Source organism: Streptomyces sp. NBC_00440 (assembly GCF_036014215.1).
Classification (GTDB): domain Bacteria; phylum Actinomycetota; class Actinomycetes; order Streptomycetales; family Streptomycetaceae; genus Streptomyces.
This window is the reverse complement of record NZ_CP107922.1, coordinates 186,399-204,002: the sequence shown is the minus strand read 5'-3', so window position 1 is coordinate 204,002 and position 17,604 is coordinate 186,399. Positions and strand designations below refer to the sequence as shown.

The following is a 17,604-nucleotide window of genomic DNA, read 5'->3' as shown; positions in this document are numbered from 1 at the left end:
CACTGTCACTCCTTGGTGTGCGAAGCGGCGGCAGCCGCGAGGCCCATCGCGCCCAAGTCTCGGGCGGTGTAGCCGAGTTCGTCGGCCAGCCTCATCATTGTCGCCTCCAGGTCGTCCGTCGAGACCAGGATTTCGCGTGCCTTGGAGCCGTCGGAGGGTCCGACGATGCCCAGCTGGTGGAGGAAGTCCATCAGGTTCTGGGCGAGGGCGAAGCCGATGCGCAGCTTGCGCTGGAGCATCGACGCCGACCCGAACTGGGTGGACACGATCAGGTCGACGGCCTGGAGGGCCAGGGCCGCGTCGATGCCCTCGGACAGGGCTGCGGCCTCCGGCCCGGCCATGGCGGCCGGGGCGGTGCTGGGCTGCTGGGCGGCGGCCTCGCGGACGATGTAGCGGGTGTACTGCCCGGAGTCGTCCTTGATGGCCTTGCCGTCCTTGGCCCAGGTCTGCAGCCAGCCGCCGACCGTGCGCTGCGCCGGGATGGCGTCGCCCAGGAGCTGCTGGAGCGCCTCGTGCAGGAGCTTCGGTGTGTAGCCGGTCTCGCCGGCGGCGACCAGGAGTTCCCAGCCCTGCTCGCGCGGGTCGACCGGGCGGGTGGGGCGGGGGAGCGGTGCCGCCTGCGGGGCAGCGACCGGCGCCGGGACCACGGGAGCGGCGCCCGGCACGATGCTCGGGTCCAGCTGCGCGGTGACGGCGGCGAACAGCTCCGCCGCACCGCCGAAGCCCTCGAAGCCCGCAGGCACCACAGCCGCAGCGGCCGGGGCCGCCGCCCCGGTGCCGGCCGGGACCGGGTCGGCGGCGAGCAGCGTCGCGGCGGCGATGATCTCACCGGCGTTGTCGACGGCGTGCTGCGCGGACTCGGTGAGCTTCTGCCCCTTGTACAGGTCGGGCAGGGTTCGCGCCCACCGCTGCGGGTAGTGCTCGCCGATGTCGACGGCGGCGGACAGGTCATCGAGCTTGGGGCGCCGCCCGGCCGTGGCCGCGCAGATCGTGTCCATCAGCTCATCGACCAGGCGCCAGACCTTCATCGCGGTGGGCTTCTTCGGCCCGAGCCGGGTGTGCATGTTCCACCCGGACCCGGCGACGGGCGCGTCCTTCGGGTCGATCTTGATGTAGCCGGGGAACAGGTAGGCGAGCTCTTCCGGGTCGGAGACCGTCATGCCGACGCGCCACTTCGACATCAGCTTCATCATCGCGGTGATGGCGTCCTGCGTGGCGCGCAGCGCGGCCACAAGCATGCGCACGCGCATCGCGCGGCCCTCCTGCTCGATCTTGTCGATCATCTCCTTGATGTCGTACGGCAGGGAGGCGGTCTCGTCGGTGATGATGACGATGCCGGGGATCTCCGCGCTGATGGGGAGCTTGTTGTCGGACTTCTTCTCGCGCATCAGCTGCTGGTAGCCGGCCTTGCGGGCGGCGATGATCTCGGCGGCCATCTTGAGCATGAGGCGGGCTTCGTCATCGGTGTGCGCGATCCAGTCGACGATCGGCGCGGACGCCAGGCCCTCGGTGGCCCACGGGGTGATCCAGGGAAGGGCGACGCCGCCGCCGGTGGTGTCGATGGCCCAGATCAGCGCGTCGGGCATCCGGGCGAGCTGGGCGGTGACCACGCGCAGGGTGTTGGTCTTGCCCGCGTCGGTCTCGCCCACGAGGATGCCGCAGTCGTTGCAGAGGCTGCCGAGCGCGAACTCGCCGTTGCGGTACATGCCGAACGGGAACCGCTCCGTGAGGCTGATCTCGGAGTAGTCCTCGGGGTAGGGGATGTCGGCGGTGATGACGTCCTTGAGGGTGACCTCGATCAGGATGGTGCCGCGGTTGGCGCCGGGGAACAGCTCGACTCCGCAGCCATCGGGCAGGCGCAGGTCACTGGCGAACTTCGGGCCGTAGCCGTTGAGGTCGTCGACGTTGGTGCCGCCGGAGGGCAGGTCCATCTCCACGGTGTAGCCGACCTTGCCGGGCCAGTGCTCGACCTCCTTGCCGTGGCAGTTCTCGATCCGCGCGACCCGGGCCATGCGGTCTTCCCAGTCGCGCAGGATGCCGACGGACTCGCGGCGCAGCTTGAGGAGCTTCTTGCGCTCGGAGCGGGTGGACTCGGTGCGGTTGGCAGAGGCGTTGGCGGCGATGCCGATGGTGGCCAGGCCCACGCCGGTCGCCCAGCCGGTGGAGGTCAGCGGCGCGGTCGCCAGCGCCCAGGACGCCCATGCGGACGCGGTCAGCCAGGAGATGGCGCGGGTGGTGAGGGTGCCCACCGTGGTGCCCACGCGCAGGTCGTGGACGGTCCCGGCTGCGGCCGCACCGCCCAGGGTGAGGGCGGCTGCCTGCCAGGGCAGTCCGGTGATCGGGGCGAGCGCCACCGTGGAAATGGCGGTCTCCGTGGCGTATCCGAGGAAGGTGGTGTGGCCGCTGGGCAGCGACCAGTCCCAGTGACGCATCGACATGGGGGAGGTCTCCTGTTCGGTGAGGCGAGGGGCGGGTCAGCAAGGCGATAGGCAGCAAGGGAGCCGGTGGCCGGCCCCGGGGTTCGGGGTCGGCCACCGGCTCCTGGTGGTGCTGGTCGTGCTCGGGTCCGCTTCGGTCAGCGGGGGGTGTTCCACATGGACTCGGCAGCCGGGCCCTTGCGGGGGTTGATGTTGTGGCTGATCTCCCGGTGGTGGTCCTCCACGAACAGCTTCGCGGCTATGTCGGCGTCGTCGGACGCCGCCCGGATCATCGACACGAGCTTGCCGATCTCATCCGTGACCCGGTCGTCGACCGGGTACAGGGCGTTGGTGCGCTCGTACAGGACCTGGACGCAGTCGGCCAGGGCGGTCAGCCCGTAGGCGATGCCCTGGAACTCGCTGCCAACCTGCATCATGTGGACCGGCTCGAACGTCCGGTAGAGCACGGCCATCAGGACGCACCCGGACTCGATGCGGCCGGGCATGAACATCGCGCCCTCGGGGGCATCGGCCCCGTTCGGGGTGACGTTCCACATCCACTCGTTCGTCCTCGGGGCGACGATCCGCTCGATGTCGAACGCGTGGACCATGCGGAAGAAGGCGACCATACCGTCCGCGCGGGCCGCGGCGGCGACCAGCTTCGCGCATGCCTCGCTCAGCTTGGCCAGCGCCTTCTTGCTGCACGGGTACTTCTGGTCGGCGTTGACGGCCATCTGCTGCACGGCCAGCGCCGCAGCCCGGATGCCGTTGGGCAGGCCCGCGTACTCGGCAGCGACCTCCATCATGCTGCGCGGGCTGTAGCCGGTGTAGGCGGAGTGCGCGGCGCGCATGGCCATCGCGAACTTGCTGGTGTTGCCGTCCAGCACCGTGGTGCCTGCGGCCAGAGAGGGTCCAGTCACGGGATCGGTGTCCTTCCTCGGGTTGTTGACCTTGAGATTGAGCGTGTCCGCCTTGGCTTCCTTGTCATGGCGGGCCTTGGAACGGCGGAAGAAGAACCGCCAGATCCGTCCGGCGGTGCGGACGGGGTACGCGAACCCGTGGAGCGGGTCGCGGTGCCCGGTGAGCAGACGCCAGGCACCCCACAGGAGTCCGAGGGGCAGCGTGAGCAGCCCTCCGAGTCCGGCGAGGAATCCGGCGCCGGCGCAGCGCGCCCAGTGCCCGAGCTTGCGGGCGGCGACGCGGCGCAGCCGGTAGAGGCGCCCCGTGGTCGGGCCGCTGCTGCCGGAACTGGTGGAGCCGCTCTTCTTCTTCGAGCGGCGCAGCTTGCCCGCCCAGCCGCGCATCTTCTGCAGCGCGCGCCCGAGGCGGGTCTTGGCGGGCGTGGTCGTCTTGGTGCCGGAGCCGGAGCCGCTCCCGCCGGTGCCCGAGCCCGAGCCGCCGGAGGAACCGGAGCCGCCCGAGCCGGTGTTCGCGCCGCCGTTGTTGCGGCGCATCTTGTTGCCCCAGCCCTTGAGGGTCTGCCACGCCTTGCCGGTGCGGGACTGCTGACCGGCGCCGCCCTTTCCTCCGGGGTTGTTCTTGCCGCCGCCGGCGCCCTTGGGGGTGTTGGCGCCGGGGCTGTTCGCGCCGCCGCCCTTGCCGCGGTTGCCCTTGCCGAGCAGACCGCCCAGGCCGCCGCCGCGGCCGTGCTTGCCGCCGCCCGACCCGCCGGGGCCGCGCCCGGCTCCGCCGCCTGCGCCGTGGCGCCCGCCGCCGGGCCGGTTCTTGGTCCCGGCCCCGGTGGAGCCGGTGTTCATCCGGCCGCCGCGTCCGTTCATCCGGCCGCCGCCACCGGCAGCACCGCCGCCTCCCCGGCCGCGACCACCGCCGCGTCCGAGGAGGCCGCCCTTGCCCGCGCCCCCACCGCCCCGGCCGGAGCCGCCGCCGGAGCGGTTCGCGGCTGCGGCCTTACGTGCGGCGGAGACCTTCGAGCGCTTCTTCCCGGCCAGCGCGGCGACGCCGACGGCTGCTCCGGCCGCGCCGGCCGCGATGAGTCCCGGGACTCCGGCGACGCCGTAGGCGATGCCTGCGGCGATTCCGGTTGCGTTCGTGCCGTGGACCAGGAGGGGCAGCGCCTGGGGGCGTCCTCGGCTGGTCTTCGGCTTGTCCGGGGCCGGGTCGGTGGTGGCCTCGGGCTCGTTGACGACGGTGTATTCGGCGGTGTCCGTGCCCTCGGTGGTGGTGCTGTCGCTGGTGGCGTCCGGGGGCGCGGTCGCGGTGTCTGCCACGACGGAACTCCTCACAATGCGTAGCGGAGAGGCGAAGCGAGGCGACGCGACGCGGGGGCGGACACCCCCGTCACCCCCCGGTTGGAGGGCTCAGCAGGGGGCTGGGAGGGGGTTTCCCCCTCGCGTCGCCTCGCTTCGCCTCGCCTCGCCGCTACTTTCCGTAAACGGCGGGGTCGGGGTGCAAAAGGTGCTTTCCGGGCCGCTGTTCGGGCCGGATCGCGCTGGGTGGAGCGGGTGAAGCGGTCGGCCTGGCGGCCGCGGCCGACCCCCGCGACCACCCCGACCGGCGGGTGCCGGAGAGGGTGGCGCGAGGGACGACCGTGGGTACCAGGAGGACCCTTTGATCAGGTTCCGTTTCAGGCTGCGGCCTGCTCCGGAACCTCAATGCCGCCTCCCTTGAGGAGGTCGACGGCCTTGGTCTTGCGGTCCTGCGCGGAGCCGGTGGAGACGCCCAGCTCGTCGGCGATGACGCGGACGGTGACCGCACTCTCGCCCCGGGCCTGGATCATCGCGACGACGCGGTGCACGTCCCAGTCGACCTGGGTCATGCGGGCGAGCGCGGCGGCTTCAACCGCACGCGCCTCGTGTTCAGCCGCACGCACCCGACGCTCAGCGGCTTCCTCGATCGCAGCCTCAGTGCGGGCCTTGGAGAGGGCGATCTCCTCGGTGCCGCGCTGTGCTTCCAGGTCCTTGTTCACCGCTTCGGCGCGGTGTTCAGCCTCCCTCCGCTCGTGTTCAGCGGCCTCTTCGAGGGCCTTCTTCTCTCCGGCGAGGGCCAGCGCCAGGCGCTGCTGCTGCTCCGCCAGGCCGGCCTTGCGGGCGACCTCGTCGCGCTGGGCGCGCGCGGCGGAATCGGCCTGGATCCGGCGCTCCTGCTCGGTGGCCTCGGTGGTCATCTGCTGCTGCTCCAGACCCCAACTGGCCTGCACCTTCTCCCGCTCGATCCGGGAGAGCGTGCGGCGCTTCTCGGTCTCGTCGGCAAGGTCCTGCGCTTCGGCCGCGGCCTTGTCCTCCGCGAGCTTGAGCGCGTGCTGACGCTTGGCTTCGCGCAGTTGAGCATCGGCTTCGGCGCGCTGAATCTCCGCCTGAGCCTCTCGTTCCGCTTCGGCCTTGGCGATCTTCAGCCGACCCTCGGCGCGGATCTTGTCGACCTCCGCTTGAATGCGAGCCTCTCCGAGTTGAACATCGGTCTTGACTCGCTGAATCTCGGCCTCGGCACGCTGAACGGCCGCATGTGCCGCCCGCTGGATGTGCTTGGTCTCCTCATCCAGCGGCACGCCCAGGGCACGCTCCACGCTGAACCCGAACGGGGCCAACTTGAACGGCAGCATCTCGTTCGGTGTTGCCGCCTTGCGCCAGCTCTGCTCGTTGCTGTCGTACTTCTGGCGCAGCCCCTCGCGGTAGATCCGGAGCTGCTGGTGCTGGGCGGCGACCTCCTTGTACGGGAGGTTGTAGAGCCGCATCCGGCGGGCCAGGCGGGGCGTAGACAGCGGGGCGAGGATCCACCGGGTCAGCGGGACCGACCCGAGCGGGGTTTCGCCTGCCAGCAGGTCGGCCATCCGGCCGATGTAGTGGCGGGCGGCCTCCACCGCGACGACGAACAGCACCGGGATGACGCCATGCATGGACGCCGCGAGCGGGTCATCCATCACCGGCCCCGGCGGCGCGGCGGCATTGAACGCCACCGTGGCGGCGGTGAGTCCGTGGGCCGCCCAGCGCAGGATCGGCAGCGGCATCCGCTTGCGCATCATGTACAGGTCGAGGGCGAGCAGCACGAGGATGCCCGCGTCGATCCCGATGGGGAACGCGTAGGAGAACAGGCCGAAGCCCTTGCCCTCCGCGAGGTGCCGCAGGGTGTTGTAGGAGCCGGTGAAGCCGATCCCGGCGAGCACCAGGCCACCGACTCCGGCGATGACTGCGAGCAGCCGCATGGTGCGCGGGTCGCCCTCCGGCTCGGGGCCGGCCTCCGGGGCGTCGGGCTGCTCCGGCTCCTGGGCGTCGTTGTCGGGAGGGCCGGCCGGGACGTCCCAGGGGCACAGGTCGTCGCCGTCCGGGCGGATCACGTCGGGCTTTCGGAAGTCGACGGCGGTCATGTGCTGCGCTCCGGGTCGTCGGTCGAGAAGAACGGTTCCAGGGCCAGGCCCACGCAGAGCCGGACCGCGCCGAACACGGCGAGACCGACAGCGAAGTGCAGGCACGTGGGCCACAGGCCGTTCGCAAACAGGTCGAACAGGGCGAGGACGGTGGCGACCACGGCAATGACCGTGGCCAGCAGCGCCGACAGCGGGCTGCGCGCCACGTCCGTCGTAGTCTTGTCGGGGGCCGGGGCGACGGTTGTACTCATCGGGCGCCCCCGCTGGTAGCGTTGACCATGCGAATCGCTCCTTGTCAGCGGATCGCGAGAACAAAGGAGAGGCCCCCTAGCCGGGGCCTCTTGCTTTTGCCGGGCCATTTCGGCTCTCCGGCGTCGCCACGGCTGGGCGGTCGGGACCGCGGCGGGGAGTTCGAGCGACGGTCAGTCGCGGTGCTCCTTGAGGTACTGGGCGAGCTGGATCTTCACCGTGGCCATGCCGGTGTACGCCGTCATCGCCGCCCACGCTCCGTGGTTCTCCTCCGCGCGCTGGAGTAGCTGGTGCGCTTCATGGACCAGCCGGTCCGGGTCGGCGTCGATGTGGCGCAGCGGGCTGGTAAAGCGGGCCAATATCCCGGCCATCAGGGCTCCTTCGTGCTACCGCTCCTGGACTGTCCAGGAGCTGGAGGCGGCCGCCCGGGGCACGGGCGCCCAATATTCCGCGGTTCCGCGGTTCGGGCGCGGACTTACCTCTCGGGGAACCGCGCGCCGTGCCGGCGAAGGTCGGCGGTCGTGATGCCGAAGTGGCGGCACCGGTCGATCAGCGGCTGGAGCTTGGCGGCTTCAGTGAGCGCCTCGGGTGAGCCGATGCCGAACAGCTGCTGCGTGGCGAACAGTTCGTTGAGCGCGGTCGCGGTGCGGGCGGCGTGCCGCTTGGAGCGGCCCTCCCCACCCACTCCTCCGCGATGCCGTGGACTCCGGGGGCCGTGGTGCTATGAGCAAGTGGCCAGCAGGCGTACGGGAAGACCGGCCTCCCACACTGCGAACAGCCGGTCGACTCAGGCAGCAGCCAGGCCCTCGGCGATGACGCCGGGCCCGTATGCGCGAGCGAACCGGGCGCCTGCCATCAGCAGAGCCGTGATGTCCTCGGCCGTACGGTGCATCCGCTCCGACCACGCAATAGCCTTCGCGGTGTCCGACCCGGTATGGGTCTGGATCACCAGGTCCAACACCAGCCCGGCCACACACTTTGTGTCCCCGTCGCCGTCCGCGCTGGCGGAGATCTCCAGCAGCGCGCTGTACAGCGGCCACCGGAGGTCGCCCGGCCCGAATGCGTTGCGAACCAGGTGCAACACCTCGCTCAACCTGTCCGTGACCGCCGTCTCATCGCCAGTACGGTCGGCGCTCGTCGCGACGGAGGTGTAGGTGCGGACCCAGCCATCCCGGTCCAGGAGAGCGCGGGTGGCCTCCAAGTGGCAGGCGACCTGCTCGCCGGTGACCTGCTCGCCGGACGGGCCGACCCAGATAGACCGGCTGTACTCGCCCATGGCCTCAGCGGCCAAGCGCAGCGTCTCGTCAGTGAAAATCGTCTTCGTCATGCGGGCCTCATCTTTGATCGCGGTCCGGGCTGTCCGGCTCCCAGTCACCGCCCGATCCGGCCGCCAATGGATCGGGCGGTCGGTGCGGGCGGATCAGGCAGCCGTCAACAAAAGGACAATGTGCTCATGTCGGTCCTCTTCGTTGAGGTGAGGTGAGGTGAGGTGTCAGGGTCACGCTGATGCTGGAGGTACTCGTCCTGAAGCCCGGCCAGCCGCTCCGCGAGTGCTACTCCCGTCGGACACGGTCTCGTCAGGCACACGGAACAGTCGTGCTGTTGGCCGTGGTGGCCTGCATGTAGCGGGTGTACAGGCCGTCAGGTGGCACGACGGCCTTTCTGAGCGGGGTGCGTGTCGGCTACGCGGTGACCGGCATCCCAGGCACTCGCGGCCGCCAGAGCGGCGGCCGCGAGCAATAGCTGAGTAGCAGGATGGGACAGACCGCGAACAGCAACGGCCCGGGCCGCGAGGTGCTGCGCGACCCGGGCGCGCCGTATGTGATGCACCTACTTACCGCCGCCGCAGGTGCACGGCTCGTGCCGCACCGACTGGTAAGGCTTTCCGTCGGAGCCGATGCTGTTGACCGTCACGAGCCTTGGGGGGTGTCCACAAGAACTCATCGGGCCACCGCCGCCGCGCTCGCCGCTGCGGAGCGGGACGGGGGGCAGTTGGTGCGATCGCAGTTCCAGCGGTGGCAGAGCGGGCATGCGTCGTTCGCACCCGCCATCGGGAGCGGGCGGGTAAGGCGCAGGATCGGCTGCCGGGTGTACCCGGGTGCCATCTCAGCGAGGGTGCGGCGGGCCCGGCGTCCGGCTGCCCGGGCGCGGTCGTCACCAGTGACGACCAGGCGGTCGACGAGCTGGTGGAACTGGTCGGCCTCGTCCCGCTCGTAACCCCTACTGTCGTCCTCGCGACGGATGTCGTCGGCGATCCCGGCGCGACCCACGAGCCGGGACTTGCACCGGCACGTCTCGAAGGTGCCGTGGCAGACGGGACAGGTGCCGGTCGCGCTCAGTGCGCCGGCGATGGCCTTCAACGGCCATGCGATCATCGTGCTCACAGGTGTTCCTTTCGCGGGGACCTGTAAGCGCCGCCCAGGACTCGACTTCCTGGGCGGCGCGCTTGCGTGGTGGGACTGGGGCCGGGGTCCGGCGCCCATTACCGACGCCGCGCCGAGGCGCGGTTCCGGCAAAAGGCGTCAGCTCAAGCAGCGGCTCGGGAGGCGACCTCAAAGTCCGGCAGCTCTTCGGGAGCGGCCCACTCCACAGAGGCAGGCAATGCCGGGGCGACCACCGAAACAGCGAAGACGCGCGCTGCGGGCATCAGCGCACCGACCGGGACCTCCATGTCGCGGTGCGCGACCGTCTGGTGCGCTGCGACAGCACGATCAGCCAGTCCCGTAAGCACCGTCCAAGCCGCAGCCGGTTCGGGGCGTGCGAGGAGCTGGGCGGCGTGGACCCAGACGTCCTGGATCACGTCGTCCGTGTCCGCCAGGCCCTCACCCAGACGGCCAGCCACGTAAGCGGCAAGGCGAGCGGAGTAGCGGGCGTAGATGGCATCCAGAGTCATAGCCATGGGAGTCCTCAGCTCAAAGGAAGACCGGCCACCAGGTGGTGACCGGCCGGGATCAGAAATAGGAAGGAGCCGCAGCCACCCGGGCAGGGATGGCGGCCGTGGTCATTCGTATCGGTACGCGGGTCAGGCAGTCCGCGCGTATCGCTTGCCCAGTTCGGCCTGTCGCTGGTCGTGCGCCTTCACGTCCTGCGGCGCCAGCGGGAGGCCGGGGGCGCGGAACTCGGAGAGCGTGTCCGACTCCCGCTCGCGGCACTGGTTGTTCGCCTTCTCGACAGCCTCGCTGCACTTGGCCCACTGCTCACCGCGCAGCGCCGACCGCTTCTGAGCGTGCTGCCGTGCTGTGCGCGCTTCCTGGCGGGCCAGGAGCTCATTGGCCTCGCGGTGGTGGTTGGGCGACTTCACGACCACCCGTGCGAAGCGGCGCGCCAGGCGTTCACCGTCCGTGCAGTGCTGGCCCTTCGTGCAGTCCCTGCACCCCTTGCGGTGGGCTAGGTAGGACTGGCGCGTCGACTCCAGCATCATCTCCGCCGCGATCTGGGAGACCGGAGCGGCCGGGGCAGGGAGGGGCTTGTAGTGCTGCTGGGCCGCGCGCCGGTTGTCCTGGGGCATCGCGTCCCGCAGCAGACGATCCTGCCGGGCCTGCCACCTCCGTACATCGATGTCGATGACTACGACCTGGTCGGTGCCGAGGCAAGGGGCGTGCTTCTTGCCTTCCGCGACCTTGTCGGAGATGCAGTGCTCGCGGATCTTGAGGACCGTGTCGCCCATGATCCGGCGCCAGGTCCGGCAGTCGGGGCAGGAGATCGACTTCACTTCGCCCGGACGGACGTTGAAGTCCTCCGGTGCCATGGTGCTGAGCAGCAGTGGCGCACGGCGGTTGGTGTTCTTGGACCGGTTACGACCGGGACGAATGCGGGGCATCGGATCCTCCTGACAGGGGTGGGTGCGAGTGCTGCCTTCTCTGCCGCGCCAGGCCGGCCCTTCGGCTGTGGTCCTGGCGCGGCAGACAGCGCAGCAGCGCCATCGGGGCGAATCAGGTGGAGCTATTCGGTACAGGCGCCTCGGCCGGGGGAGCTCGGCTCACCCCACTGCCGCTGCTCCGAAGAGCAGTGACTCCTGCTGTTTTGCGGTATTGCGGCCATGATGATTTCGCTGCCGGAGCCGGGGAGTTCTCAGCGCTCACCAACAGGGCTGCGGAACGGCTACAGAGCTAGCTCGCGGCTTTCGCCCCGGCCAAGGACCGCAGGGGAGTGCGCCTTGCCACTGCGGAGCGGCACCCGGCAATTGACTTCGAACGCCTCGAAGTCGTCCTGGTGCACGCGAAGGGTCTTCTTGTTGCCGAGCCCGATAGCCACCGCGGGCAGTTCGCCCGCCTCGATGGCCTGATAGATCGTGGACAGGCTGACGTCGAAATACTCGGCGATCCACCTGACCCGGACATAGCGGCCCGATCGGGCGTTGAGCCCTCCGGGCTGCGCCCCCTCTGCCGATTCTGTGGTCTCCGTGGCTTCCATGAGTGACAGCTTAAGCGCATACTACTTTAAGACGCAAGCCCTTAAGGCGAGCCATAATGGTGAGAGCCTCAAGGAAGTAAGGTCAGAGCTCCACGAGCTGGAGGGATGCGATGTCGGACGAAGCGTGGGTGAGTGATTCGGCCCCGTACGTAGCGCCGCGAGAGGAAGGACAAACAGATGCCTGGACCGATCAAGCGGCCAGCCATGGGCGCCGGGGCGGGCAGAAGACGCTGAGCGTCGAGACCCTCCAGCCCACCGCGGCACTGCAGAGCGCGCTCCGCCTGGCCGCTGGCGCCGACATCATCGTGCGACGCCGGCTGATCCTGCTGGACGAGTCTCCGGTGGAACTGGCCGACTCGTACTATCCGGCTTCGATCGCAGCCGGCACCCCCCTCGCAGAGCTTCGCAAGATCCCCGGTGGCGCCGTGAGCCTGCTTGCAGACATGGGATACATCGGCGCGGCCGTGCTTGAGGATGTGAGCACGCGGATTGCCACGCTTCAGGAGTCGGAAGCCCTCTCACTCGAACCGGGCAGTCCCGTGCTGAGCTTGATGCGGATCACCCAAACGGCAGACGGAATCCCCTTTGAGGCCTCCGTAATGACCATGCCGCCCCATCGGCACCTCAACTACCGACTCCTCCGGAAGCAGGACAACTGACCATGCCAAGGGAGCACAAGGACCCGAGATCACCGCACCAGAAGATCGCCGCTGACCTGCGACGCCTCATCACCCGTGGAGACCTGACACCGGGAAGCAAACTGCCGTCTACAGCTGAGCTGATGGAAGAGCACGGTGGCGTCGCCAACACGACCATCCAGAAGGCGCTCCAGATGCTGAAAACAGAGGGACTACTGGAGGGACTTCCTGGCAAGGGCGTCTTCGTCCGCCAGCACGGACAGCAACCCCTCGAACCGATGACGTTCATGACCCCGGCCGCTCCCGGCGAACCCTACAAGTGGATGACCGAAGCCACGAAGCGCAACCAGGCCGGGGGCTCGCAACTAATCGAAGTAGAGGTCGTGCAGCCACCACTCGAAGTGGCCAAAGCCCTGGGACTGGAAGAGGGAGACCACGCCGTCCTGCGGAAACAGATCCTCACGCTGGATGGCGACCCGACCGAATTGACAAGGTCGTACTACCCGCTGAGCCTAGCGAGGAACACGGCGATGATGGAGAAGCGCAGGATCCGCGGGGGCACGCCCGCTCTGCTGAGCGAGATGGGCTACCCCGCACGCGAGTTCATTGACGAGCTCTCATCCGAGATCCCCACGGAAGAAGAAGTACTCGCCCTCGAACTACCGAAGGACATGCCGGTCCTGGTGGCGTTCCGGGCCGTGTACTCCGATGGAGGGCTCCCCATCGAGGTCACCCTAATGACGAAGGCTGCGCACCGGCACCGCATGAGGTACAGGATGCGAGTGCAGTAGCGACTGCAGGAGCGCCCTCGGTTGGCAGTGATCGAGGGCGCATACATCTTCACACCCTTAAGCGTTATCCACTTACGGTGGTAACGTCGAGTCGTTCACCAGATCGACAGAAAGGAACGGCGCCCAGGCGGCTCCTGCGGCACGCGACAAGGTCGCTCGACGACTCCTCGCCTCTTCGCCGCAAGTGACCGCGATGACTCGCCCGTTGGAGCCACCTACTCTCAGACTCCATCTCGGCAATGTATGTTTCGGTAGATCAATCGCCGCGCCAGAAGGGGGCCACGATGTCGAATCTGTTGGACGCCGTCGATGCTCTGATTGAACGTCCTCCCGATCTACCTGAGCCCGCTGTCCGTGCCCGCCTTCGTAGGGCTGACGGCTTGACTCAGCAACAGGTAGCCACGGCCCTCGGAGTGCAGCGGTTGGCCATCGTTCGGTGGGAGGCAGGCACGTCCCAGCCCCGCGCCCCGCACCGGCAGGCATACGCGCACCTCCTGGACCGCCTGGCCGCAAAGTACCCCGAAGCGGCTGATACCAGGCCAAACACCACGTCAGTCGGAAAGATGCGATGACTACATCAAGCCCATAAAACGCAAAGCGGGCCCCGTCGCCACAACGGGACCCGCTTCATCGCAAACCGACTCGCAGTCCTCACAACCTGAGTCGTTAGCAGTGAGGGTGACCTCGCCTGCCGGGTGATGCCAGTGGATCTTGCGATCCGCGTGGTCACCTACCCCCAGGATAGGCATCCGTCACCAGATAGCCAGCACAGGGCCCCTTTTTACCCTGATTGTCTGGTCACATCCGCTGCTTCCGGCTCCCCTACCAGGGGAGATCCACCGCATGCACCGCCCGCACCACCCCCCTCATCGGCTTGTCGGCCTGGCTGCTCCGGCTCGCAGCGAGCCGCCGTCGCGAGAAGTCCCGTCTGTATCTGTCACACAGCAGCCGCTTTTGGCACTTCTTCTAGGTGTGATCAGCAATACGACCCGCCAGTGCCAGCTACGAGTCACAGCCCCCCGCGCTCCAGCCGCGCTGTCGAACTCAGTCGGAATCGACGGTGAGCTCCCGTGGCGCGTCCGCCTTCTTCTCCACGAACACCCAGTGGTCGTTCGTGTCGGCTCCGGGTGGGACGGTCATCCACAGGGAACCGTCGTCGGCGATCAGGAGCACTCCTCGCGCGTGGAGGGTGTGCAGGTGTTCTCGGGCCTCTTCTGGTGGGACGCCCAGAGTCTGAGCGAGGTCGGTCGCAAGGCCTGTCCGGACCACGAACTGATCGAGCTGACGCGCGGCCATAACCGGAACGCGCACCCCGTAAGTCCTGCGGTACTCCAGCACGAATCGCATGCCGAGAGCAGCATCGGAGTCCGGCCCGAAATCGTCGTTGCCCTTCTTCATCGCCTCTTCGTCCGCGCCTTTCGGGGTGTCCCATTCGCGGTAGTAGACACCGGGCGGTTTGAGGTCGTAGAGGTGCTGCGGAAGGACTGGCCTTACGGGGCGTGGGCCGATGCGCTGGGCTGCTGCGGCTCGGCGTGCGGCTTCGCCGGCGCGGCGGGCGGCGGAGTTCTTCTTGGCTGCCATGGCCCGCACAACGATCGGGTCAGCAGCAGGTTCCTGCTCATTCCCGTGTGCTGCGTGGACGGGGGTGCGTTCCTGTGATGTCGAAAGCGGCGCTCGTCGCGATGCAGCCGTACCCGTATGGCGACGCCACGAACAGCTCTGCGGGCATTCCTCGGCAACGGGCCGCGCTGCGGTCGGTGCCGGCCTCCGGCGATGGCGGCCTGGATGACCCGCTGCGCCTCGGTCGCGCGATGCGGCTGCGGTTGCTCGCCGCGGTCCAAGCACTGCTGGCGGACCCGTCGATCGCCGGGCAGTCGGACGTGGCGAGGCTCGCGGCGGTGGTGCTGTACGCGAAGTCGCGGGCGCCGAAGGGTGCGAAGAACGACAACCAGACGTCGATCTGGGTTGCGGAGCTGGGCCGGTGGATGGGCGTGGGCGGGTCCACGGTCAACCACCGGGTGCTGGCGCCGCTGCGCGCGTCTGACGGGCTGCACACGAAGGTAGTGACGAACGAGAAGGGGCACCCGATTCGGCTGGACTGCCTGGTCATGCCGCTGTGGAACGCCCGCAAGAGTGGGGGAGCGGGGCACCCGCTGGCTCTGACGAAGGTGGAGCTGGCGACGCTGCTGCACCTCATCGAGGCGCTGTTCGGGCACGGCTGGACGCCAGAGGGCAAGAAGCCGACGCCGCCGGGGTTGCTGACCGGCCGTAGGGGCAAGGGGGCTGCGACCGACCGGCTCGGGCTGCTGCTGATGGTGCTGACCACGAGGGCATCGGGCTGGCTACAGCTGTGCGGCGGCTCGGTGAAGGTCAAGGAGGGGCGGGGGGCGGCGACGCTGGCCCGGCTGCTGGGCTGCTCACCCTCGGGGGCCCGGAAGGTCCTGGCGCGGCTGACGGAGGCCGGTGTCGTTGCGCGGCAGCACCGGAAGACGTCGACGCGGATGCGCGGCCGGGCCCGGGTCATGCTGCTGCCGGTGGCCCGTGCGTACGGCCGCACGCTGGCCTCTGTGGAGGCGGTTTCGGGCTCCGCTGCCGTGTTTTCGGCGCGTCCCGATGGTGCAGTCGGAGATCATGCTCCGGCCGATACTGCTGGTGCCCTTGGTACATCTGGGATCGGAGGTGCTAAGGACACTGAGGATGCGGTGGATCGGGAGCGTCCCGGTAGTGCAGAGCTCCACGCAGACCACGCTTCTGTGGTTACTCCCGTAGTTCCTCCGCAGCTTGATTGTGGTTTTTCCGGCGAAGGCCGTGGGGGTGAAGGCCGTCGACCGGAGCGCGTATGCGCGGGCGAGGTCCTCGCCGTCGACGGCGAGGTAGGCGCTGCCGTGACCGGGTCTCCGGTGGAGAAGGACGGCCCGCTGCGCGGGGAAAAGCCGAAGAAGTCCCCGGTCGATGAGCGGGTGGGACAGCGCGCTGCCGGGGCTGGAGCCAGCGGCTGGCCGAAGGCCGTGGGTGGTAAAAAGGCGCAGCAGCGGCGGCGGGTCGGCCTGCCTGCTGATCTTCGTCTGCGGGTGGCACTGGGGCCGGTCACGTGGCTGTGGGAGCGGCTGAGCGGTTGGCAGCAGGACCAGGTGGAGGCCGCCGCGAAGACGGAGCTGGCACACCTGGAGGGTCTGCTGGCGCTGCCGGACGGTGCGCCGCGGCTGCTGGCGGACCGGCTCACCGGCCGCCTGGAGGAGACTGGCGGCGAGGCCCTGGTCACCGACCCGTACGGGTGGCTGATCCGGCGGGGCCTGGTGCAGCGGCCTTCGTGCTCGGACCGGCGCTGCGACGACGGGATCCGGCTCGACACCGGCACCGGGTGCGAGAACTGCGCCAACGTGGTTCACATCCGCCGTGCCCGCCGGGCGCGGGTCGGCGCGGACATCGACCGGGAGTTGCCCGGCCTGTCCGACGATGAGCGCTGGCGCGTCCTCGAGGAGCGGCTGCGCGAGCAGGCGGCCGTCAGGGCGGAGGACCTCGTGTGGCGGCAAGAGCAGGCCCGCGTGGAGAAGGCCCGGCGCGATGCGACCCGTGCGGCAGCGGCAGAGCGGGCGGAGCGCGAGCAAGAGGCCGCGGCGGCCGCCGACGTGGCCCGTCAGGAGTTGGCGTGCGAGGACTGCGGGCAGCAGCAGGCCAGTGGGCTGTGCGAGACGTGCGGCTACCGGCGCCGGACCGAGGCGGCGATCGTGGAGGCCGGGCTGGTCACCGCGACCTGGTCGGCCGTGCTGGACGATCCGGCCGACATCGACGCCGTCACCGCCCACGTCCGGGCATCGCTGGAGGCCGACATCGAGCGCACCCGGCGGGAGTTCCTCGACCTGGTGGAACCGGGCGAGCTGGACGCGGACCCGGTCGCTGCGGCGGCCGCGTTCGCCTTCGCCGCCCTCCAGACCGTGGAAGCGGCGCTGCCGGAGTACCGCAGCAACGTGCTGGGGCGGCTGTGCCGGACCGAGGAAGCCGAGGCGGAGGCCCGCCGGGCGTACCGGACCGAGCAGGGGCGACGCTGGTTTCAGCACAACCCGAACGGCGCGGACGCCATCGCGGCGGCGACGAAGGTCGCCGACGCGGCCCGGGAGCGCACCGCGCAGTACCTGCTGGCGACGCGGCTGGGGCAGCTGCGCGAGCAGGCCCGGTCCGCGCCGTGGATGGACCGGCTGCCCGAGTTCGCCACCCGGCAACTGAACGGCGAAGTCACGGGGATGGTGATCGCGTGAGCAGCGTCGACCTCGCACGCCAGGCCCTGCTCTCAGCCCGGGAGGCCGCGAAGAAGAACGACGCCACCCAGGCGAAGAAGCCCAAGCGGCGCACTGGCACGCAATACGCCGAGCAGCCCTGCCTCCGGCGGATCGTCTTCCCGCGCGGCCAGTGGGGCCATCCCCGCGGGCGCACGGAGCAGGGATTTCGGGGGACCCGAGGGAGTCCGCTCGAAGGGACCGTCCCCGCAGGCGCGGCGAAGCAGCCTTGTGCACGGTGAACTTCGACGTATTGCTCGGGATCACCCCCGCGGGCGCGGGGAGCAGGGCCGCCGTGCGAGGCCGCCCGAGCGCGGGACGGGACCATCCCCGCGGTGCGAGGAGCAGTCCGTCCAATCTACTGCGCGGCGAGAGACACCGGACGATAGACCAAGCTCCGCTGGCGGGCCCCAGCACATGATCCCCTGAGCAGACGCCCTTCTCATGTCCCCAGCGATACGGCTCGCAGTCCTACGTTCATGGCGCCAGGCAGCCACCGAA

17 protein-coding genes are annotated in these 17,604 nt (G+C 69.5%); 5 read left to right on the top strand and 12 right to left on the bottom strand.

What is annotated here, in order from left to right:
• Positions 1-5: 5 nt before the first annotated feature.
• The 11 genes from OHB13_RS38305 to OHB13_RS38255 all read right to left on the bottom strand — a co-directional run bounded on the left by OHB13_RS38305 (position 6) and on the right by OHB13_RS38255 (position 11,400).
• On the bottom strand, positions 6-2,438 hold the full coding sequence (locus OHB13_RS38305; RefSeq protein WP_443063012.1) for a DNA translocase FtsK: 2,433 nt from the start codon (positions 2,436-2,438) through the stop codon (positions 6-8).
• 137 nt (positions 2,439-2,575) lie between these two features.
• Positions 2,576-4,645: a hypothetical protein gene (locus tag OHB13_RS38300; protein ID WP_328380693.1), complete on the bottom strand. Its 2,070-nt coding sequence runs from the start codon at positions 4,643-4,645 to the stop codon at positions 2,576-2,578.
• 356 nt (positions 4,646-5,001) lie between these two features.
• Positions 5,002-6,738, bottom strand: a complete 1,737-nt coding sequence (locus OHB13_RS38295) for a DUF2637 domain-containing protein (RefSeq protein ID WP_328380691.1) — start codon at positions 6,736-6,738, stop codon at positions 5,002-5,004.
• Positions 6,735-6,944 carry a hypothetical protein gene (locus tag OHB13_RS38290; protein WP_328380689.1) on the bottom strand — a complete coding sequence of 70 codons (210 nt, stop codon included), beginning with the start codon at positions 6,942-6,944 and terminating at the stop codon, positions 6,735-6,737. Before OHB13_RS38290 ends, OHB13_RS38295 begins: the two co-directional genes overlap by 4 nt.
• Before the next feature lie 216 nt (positions 6,945-7,160).
• Positions 7,161-7,358, bottom strand: coding sequence for a hypothetical protein (locus OHB13_RS38285; RefSeq protein ID WP_328380687.1), 198 nt, complete (start codon positions 7,356-7,358; stop codon positions 7,161-7,163).
• 104 nt (positions 7,359-7,462) lie between these two features.
• Entirely contained in the window at positions 7,463-7,672 is a 210-nt protein-coding gene (locus tag OHB13_RS38280; protein WP_328380686.1) for a hypothetical protein, read from the bottom strand.
• 102 nt (positions 7,673-7,774) lie between these two features.
• Complete coding sequence (locus OHB13_RS38275; protein ID WP_328380684.1) at positions 7,775-8,314, bottom strand: DUF6197 family protein; 540 nt, start codon at positions 8,312-8,314, stop codon at positions 7,775-7,777.
• Between the two features lie 613 nt (positions 8,315-8,927).
• A complete protein-coding gene (locus OHB13_RS38270) occupies positions 8,928-9,371 on the bottom strand; it encodes a hypothetical protein (RefSeq protein WP_443063011.1) in 444 nt (147 codons plus the stop codon).
• Between the two features lie 143 nt (positions 9,372-9,514).
• The gene (locus tag OHB13_RS38265) at positions 9,515-9,886 is read right to left on the bottom strand and encodes a hypothetical protein (protein ID WP_328380682.1); all 372 of its coding nucleotides are present in this window, start codon (positions 9,884-9,886) and stop codon (positions 9,515-9,517) included.
• 123 nt (positions 9,887-10,009) lie between these two features.
• Positions 10,010-10,807: a hypothetical protein gene (locus tag OHB13_RS38260; RefSeq protein WP_328380680.1), complete on the bottom strand. Its 798-nt coding sequence runs from the start codon at positions 10,805-10,807 to the stop codon at positions 10,010-10,012.
• A gap of 281 nt (positions 10,808-11,088) precedes the next feature.
• Positions 11,089-11,400, bottom strand: coding sequence for a helix-turn-helix domain-containing protein (locus OHB13_RS38255; protein WP_328380678.1), 312 nt, complete (start codon positions 11,398-11,400; stop codon positions 11,089-11,091).
• A gap of 110 nt (positions 11,401-11,510) precedes the next feature.
• Between OHB13_RS38255 and OHB13_RS38250 the strand changes: the two genes are divergently transcribed.
• The 3 genes from OHB13_RS38250 to OHB13_RS38240 all read left to right on the top strand — a co-directional run bounded on the left by OHB13_RS38250 (position 11,511) and on the right by OHB13_RS38240 (position 13,401).
• Positions 11,511-12,059, top strand: a complete 549-nt coding sequence (locus OHB13_RS38250; protein WP_328380676.1) for a GntR family transcriptional regulator — start codon at positions 11,511-11,513, stop codon at positions 12,057-12,059.
• A gap of 2 nt (positions 12,060-12,061) precedes the next feature.
• Positions 12,062-12,829 carry a GntR family transcriptional regulator gene (locus tag OHB13_RS38245; protein WP_328380674.1) on the top strand — a complete coding sequence of 256 codons (768 nt, stop codon included), beginning with the start codon at positions 12,062-12,064 and terminating at the stop codon, positions 12,827-12,829.
• A 239-nt stretch (positions 12,830-13,068) separates the two neighbouring features.
• Positions 13,069-13,401: a helix-turn-helix transcriptional regulator gene (locus tag OHB13_RS38240; RefSeq protein ID WP_328380672.1), complete on the top strand. Its 333-nt coding sequence runs from the start codon at positions 13,069-13,071 to the stop codon at positions 13,399-13,401.
• Between the two features lie 472 nt (positions 13,402-13,873).
• Here OHB13_RS38240 and OHB13_RS38235 read toward each other — a convergent pair whose 3' ends face one another.
• Positions 13,874-14,410, bottom strand: coding sequence for a hypothetical protein (locus OHB13_RS38235; protein WP_328380670.1), 537 nt, complete (start codon positions 14,408-14,410; stop codon positions 13,874-13,876).
• 77 nt (positions 14,411-14,487) lie between these two features.
• Between OHB13_RS38235 and OHB13_RS38230 the strand changes: the two genes are divergently transcribed.
• Both OHB13_RS38230 and OHB13_RS38225 read left to right on the top strand, forming a co-directional pair.
• A complete protein-coding gene (locus OHB13_RS38230) occupies positions 14,488-17,085 on the top strand; it encodes a hypothetical protein (protein ID WP_328380794.1) in 2,598 nt (865 codons plus the stop codon).
• On the top strand, positions 17,082-17,345 hold the full coding sequence (locus OHB13_RS38225) for a hypothetical protein (RefSeq protein ID WP_328380668.1): 264 nt from the start codon (positions 17,082-17,084) through the stop codon (positions 17,343-17,345). The genes OHB13_RS38230 and OHB13_RS38225 overlap by 4 nt, the downstream gene beginning before the upstream one ends.
• Positions 17,346-17,604: the final 259 nt, after the last annotated feature.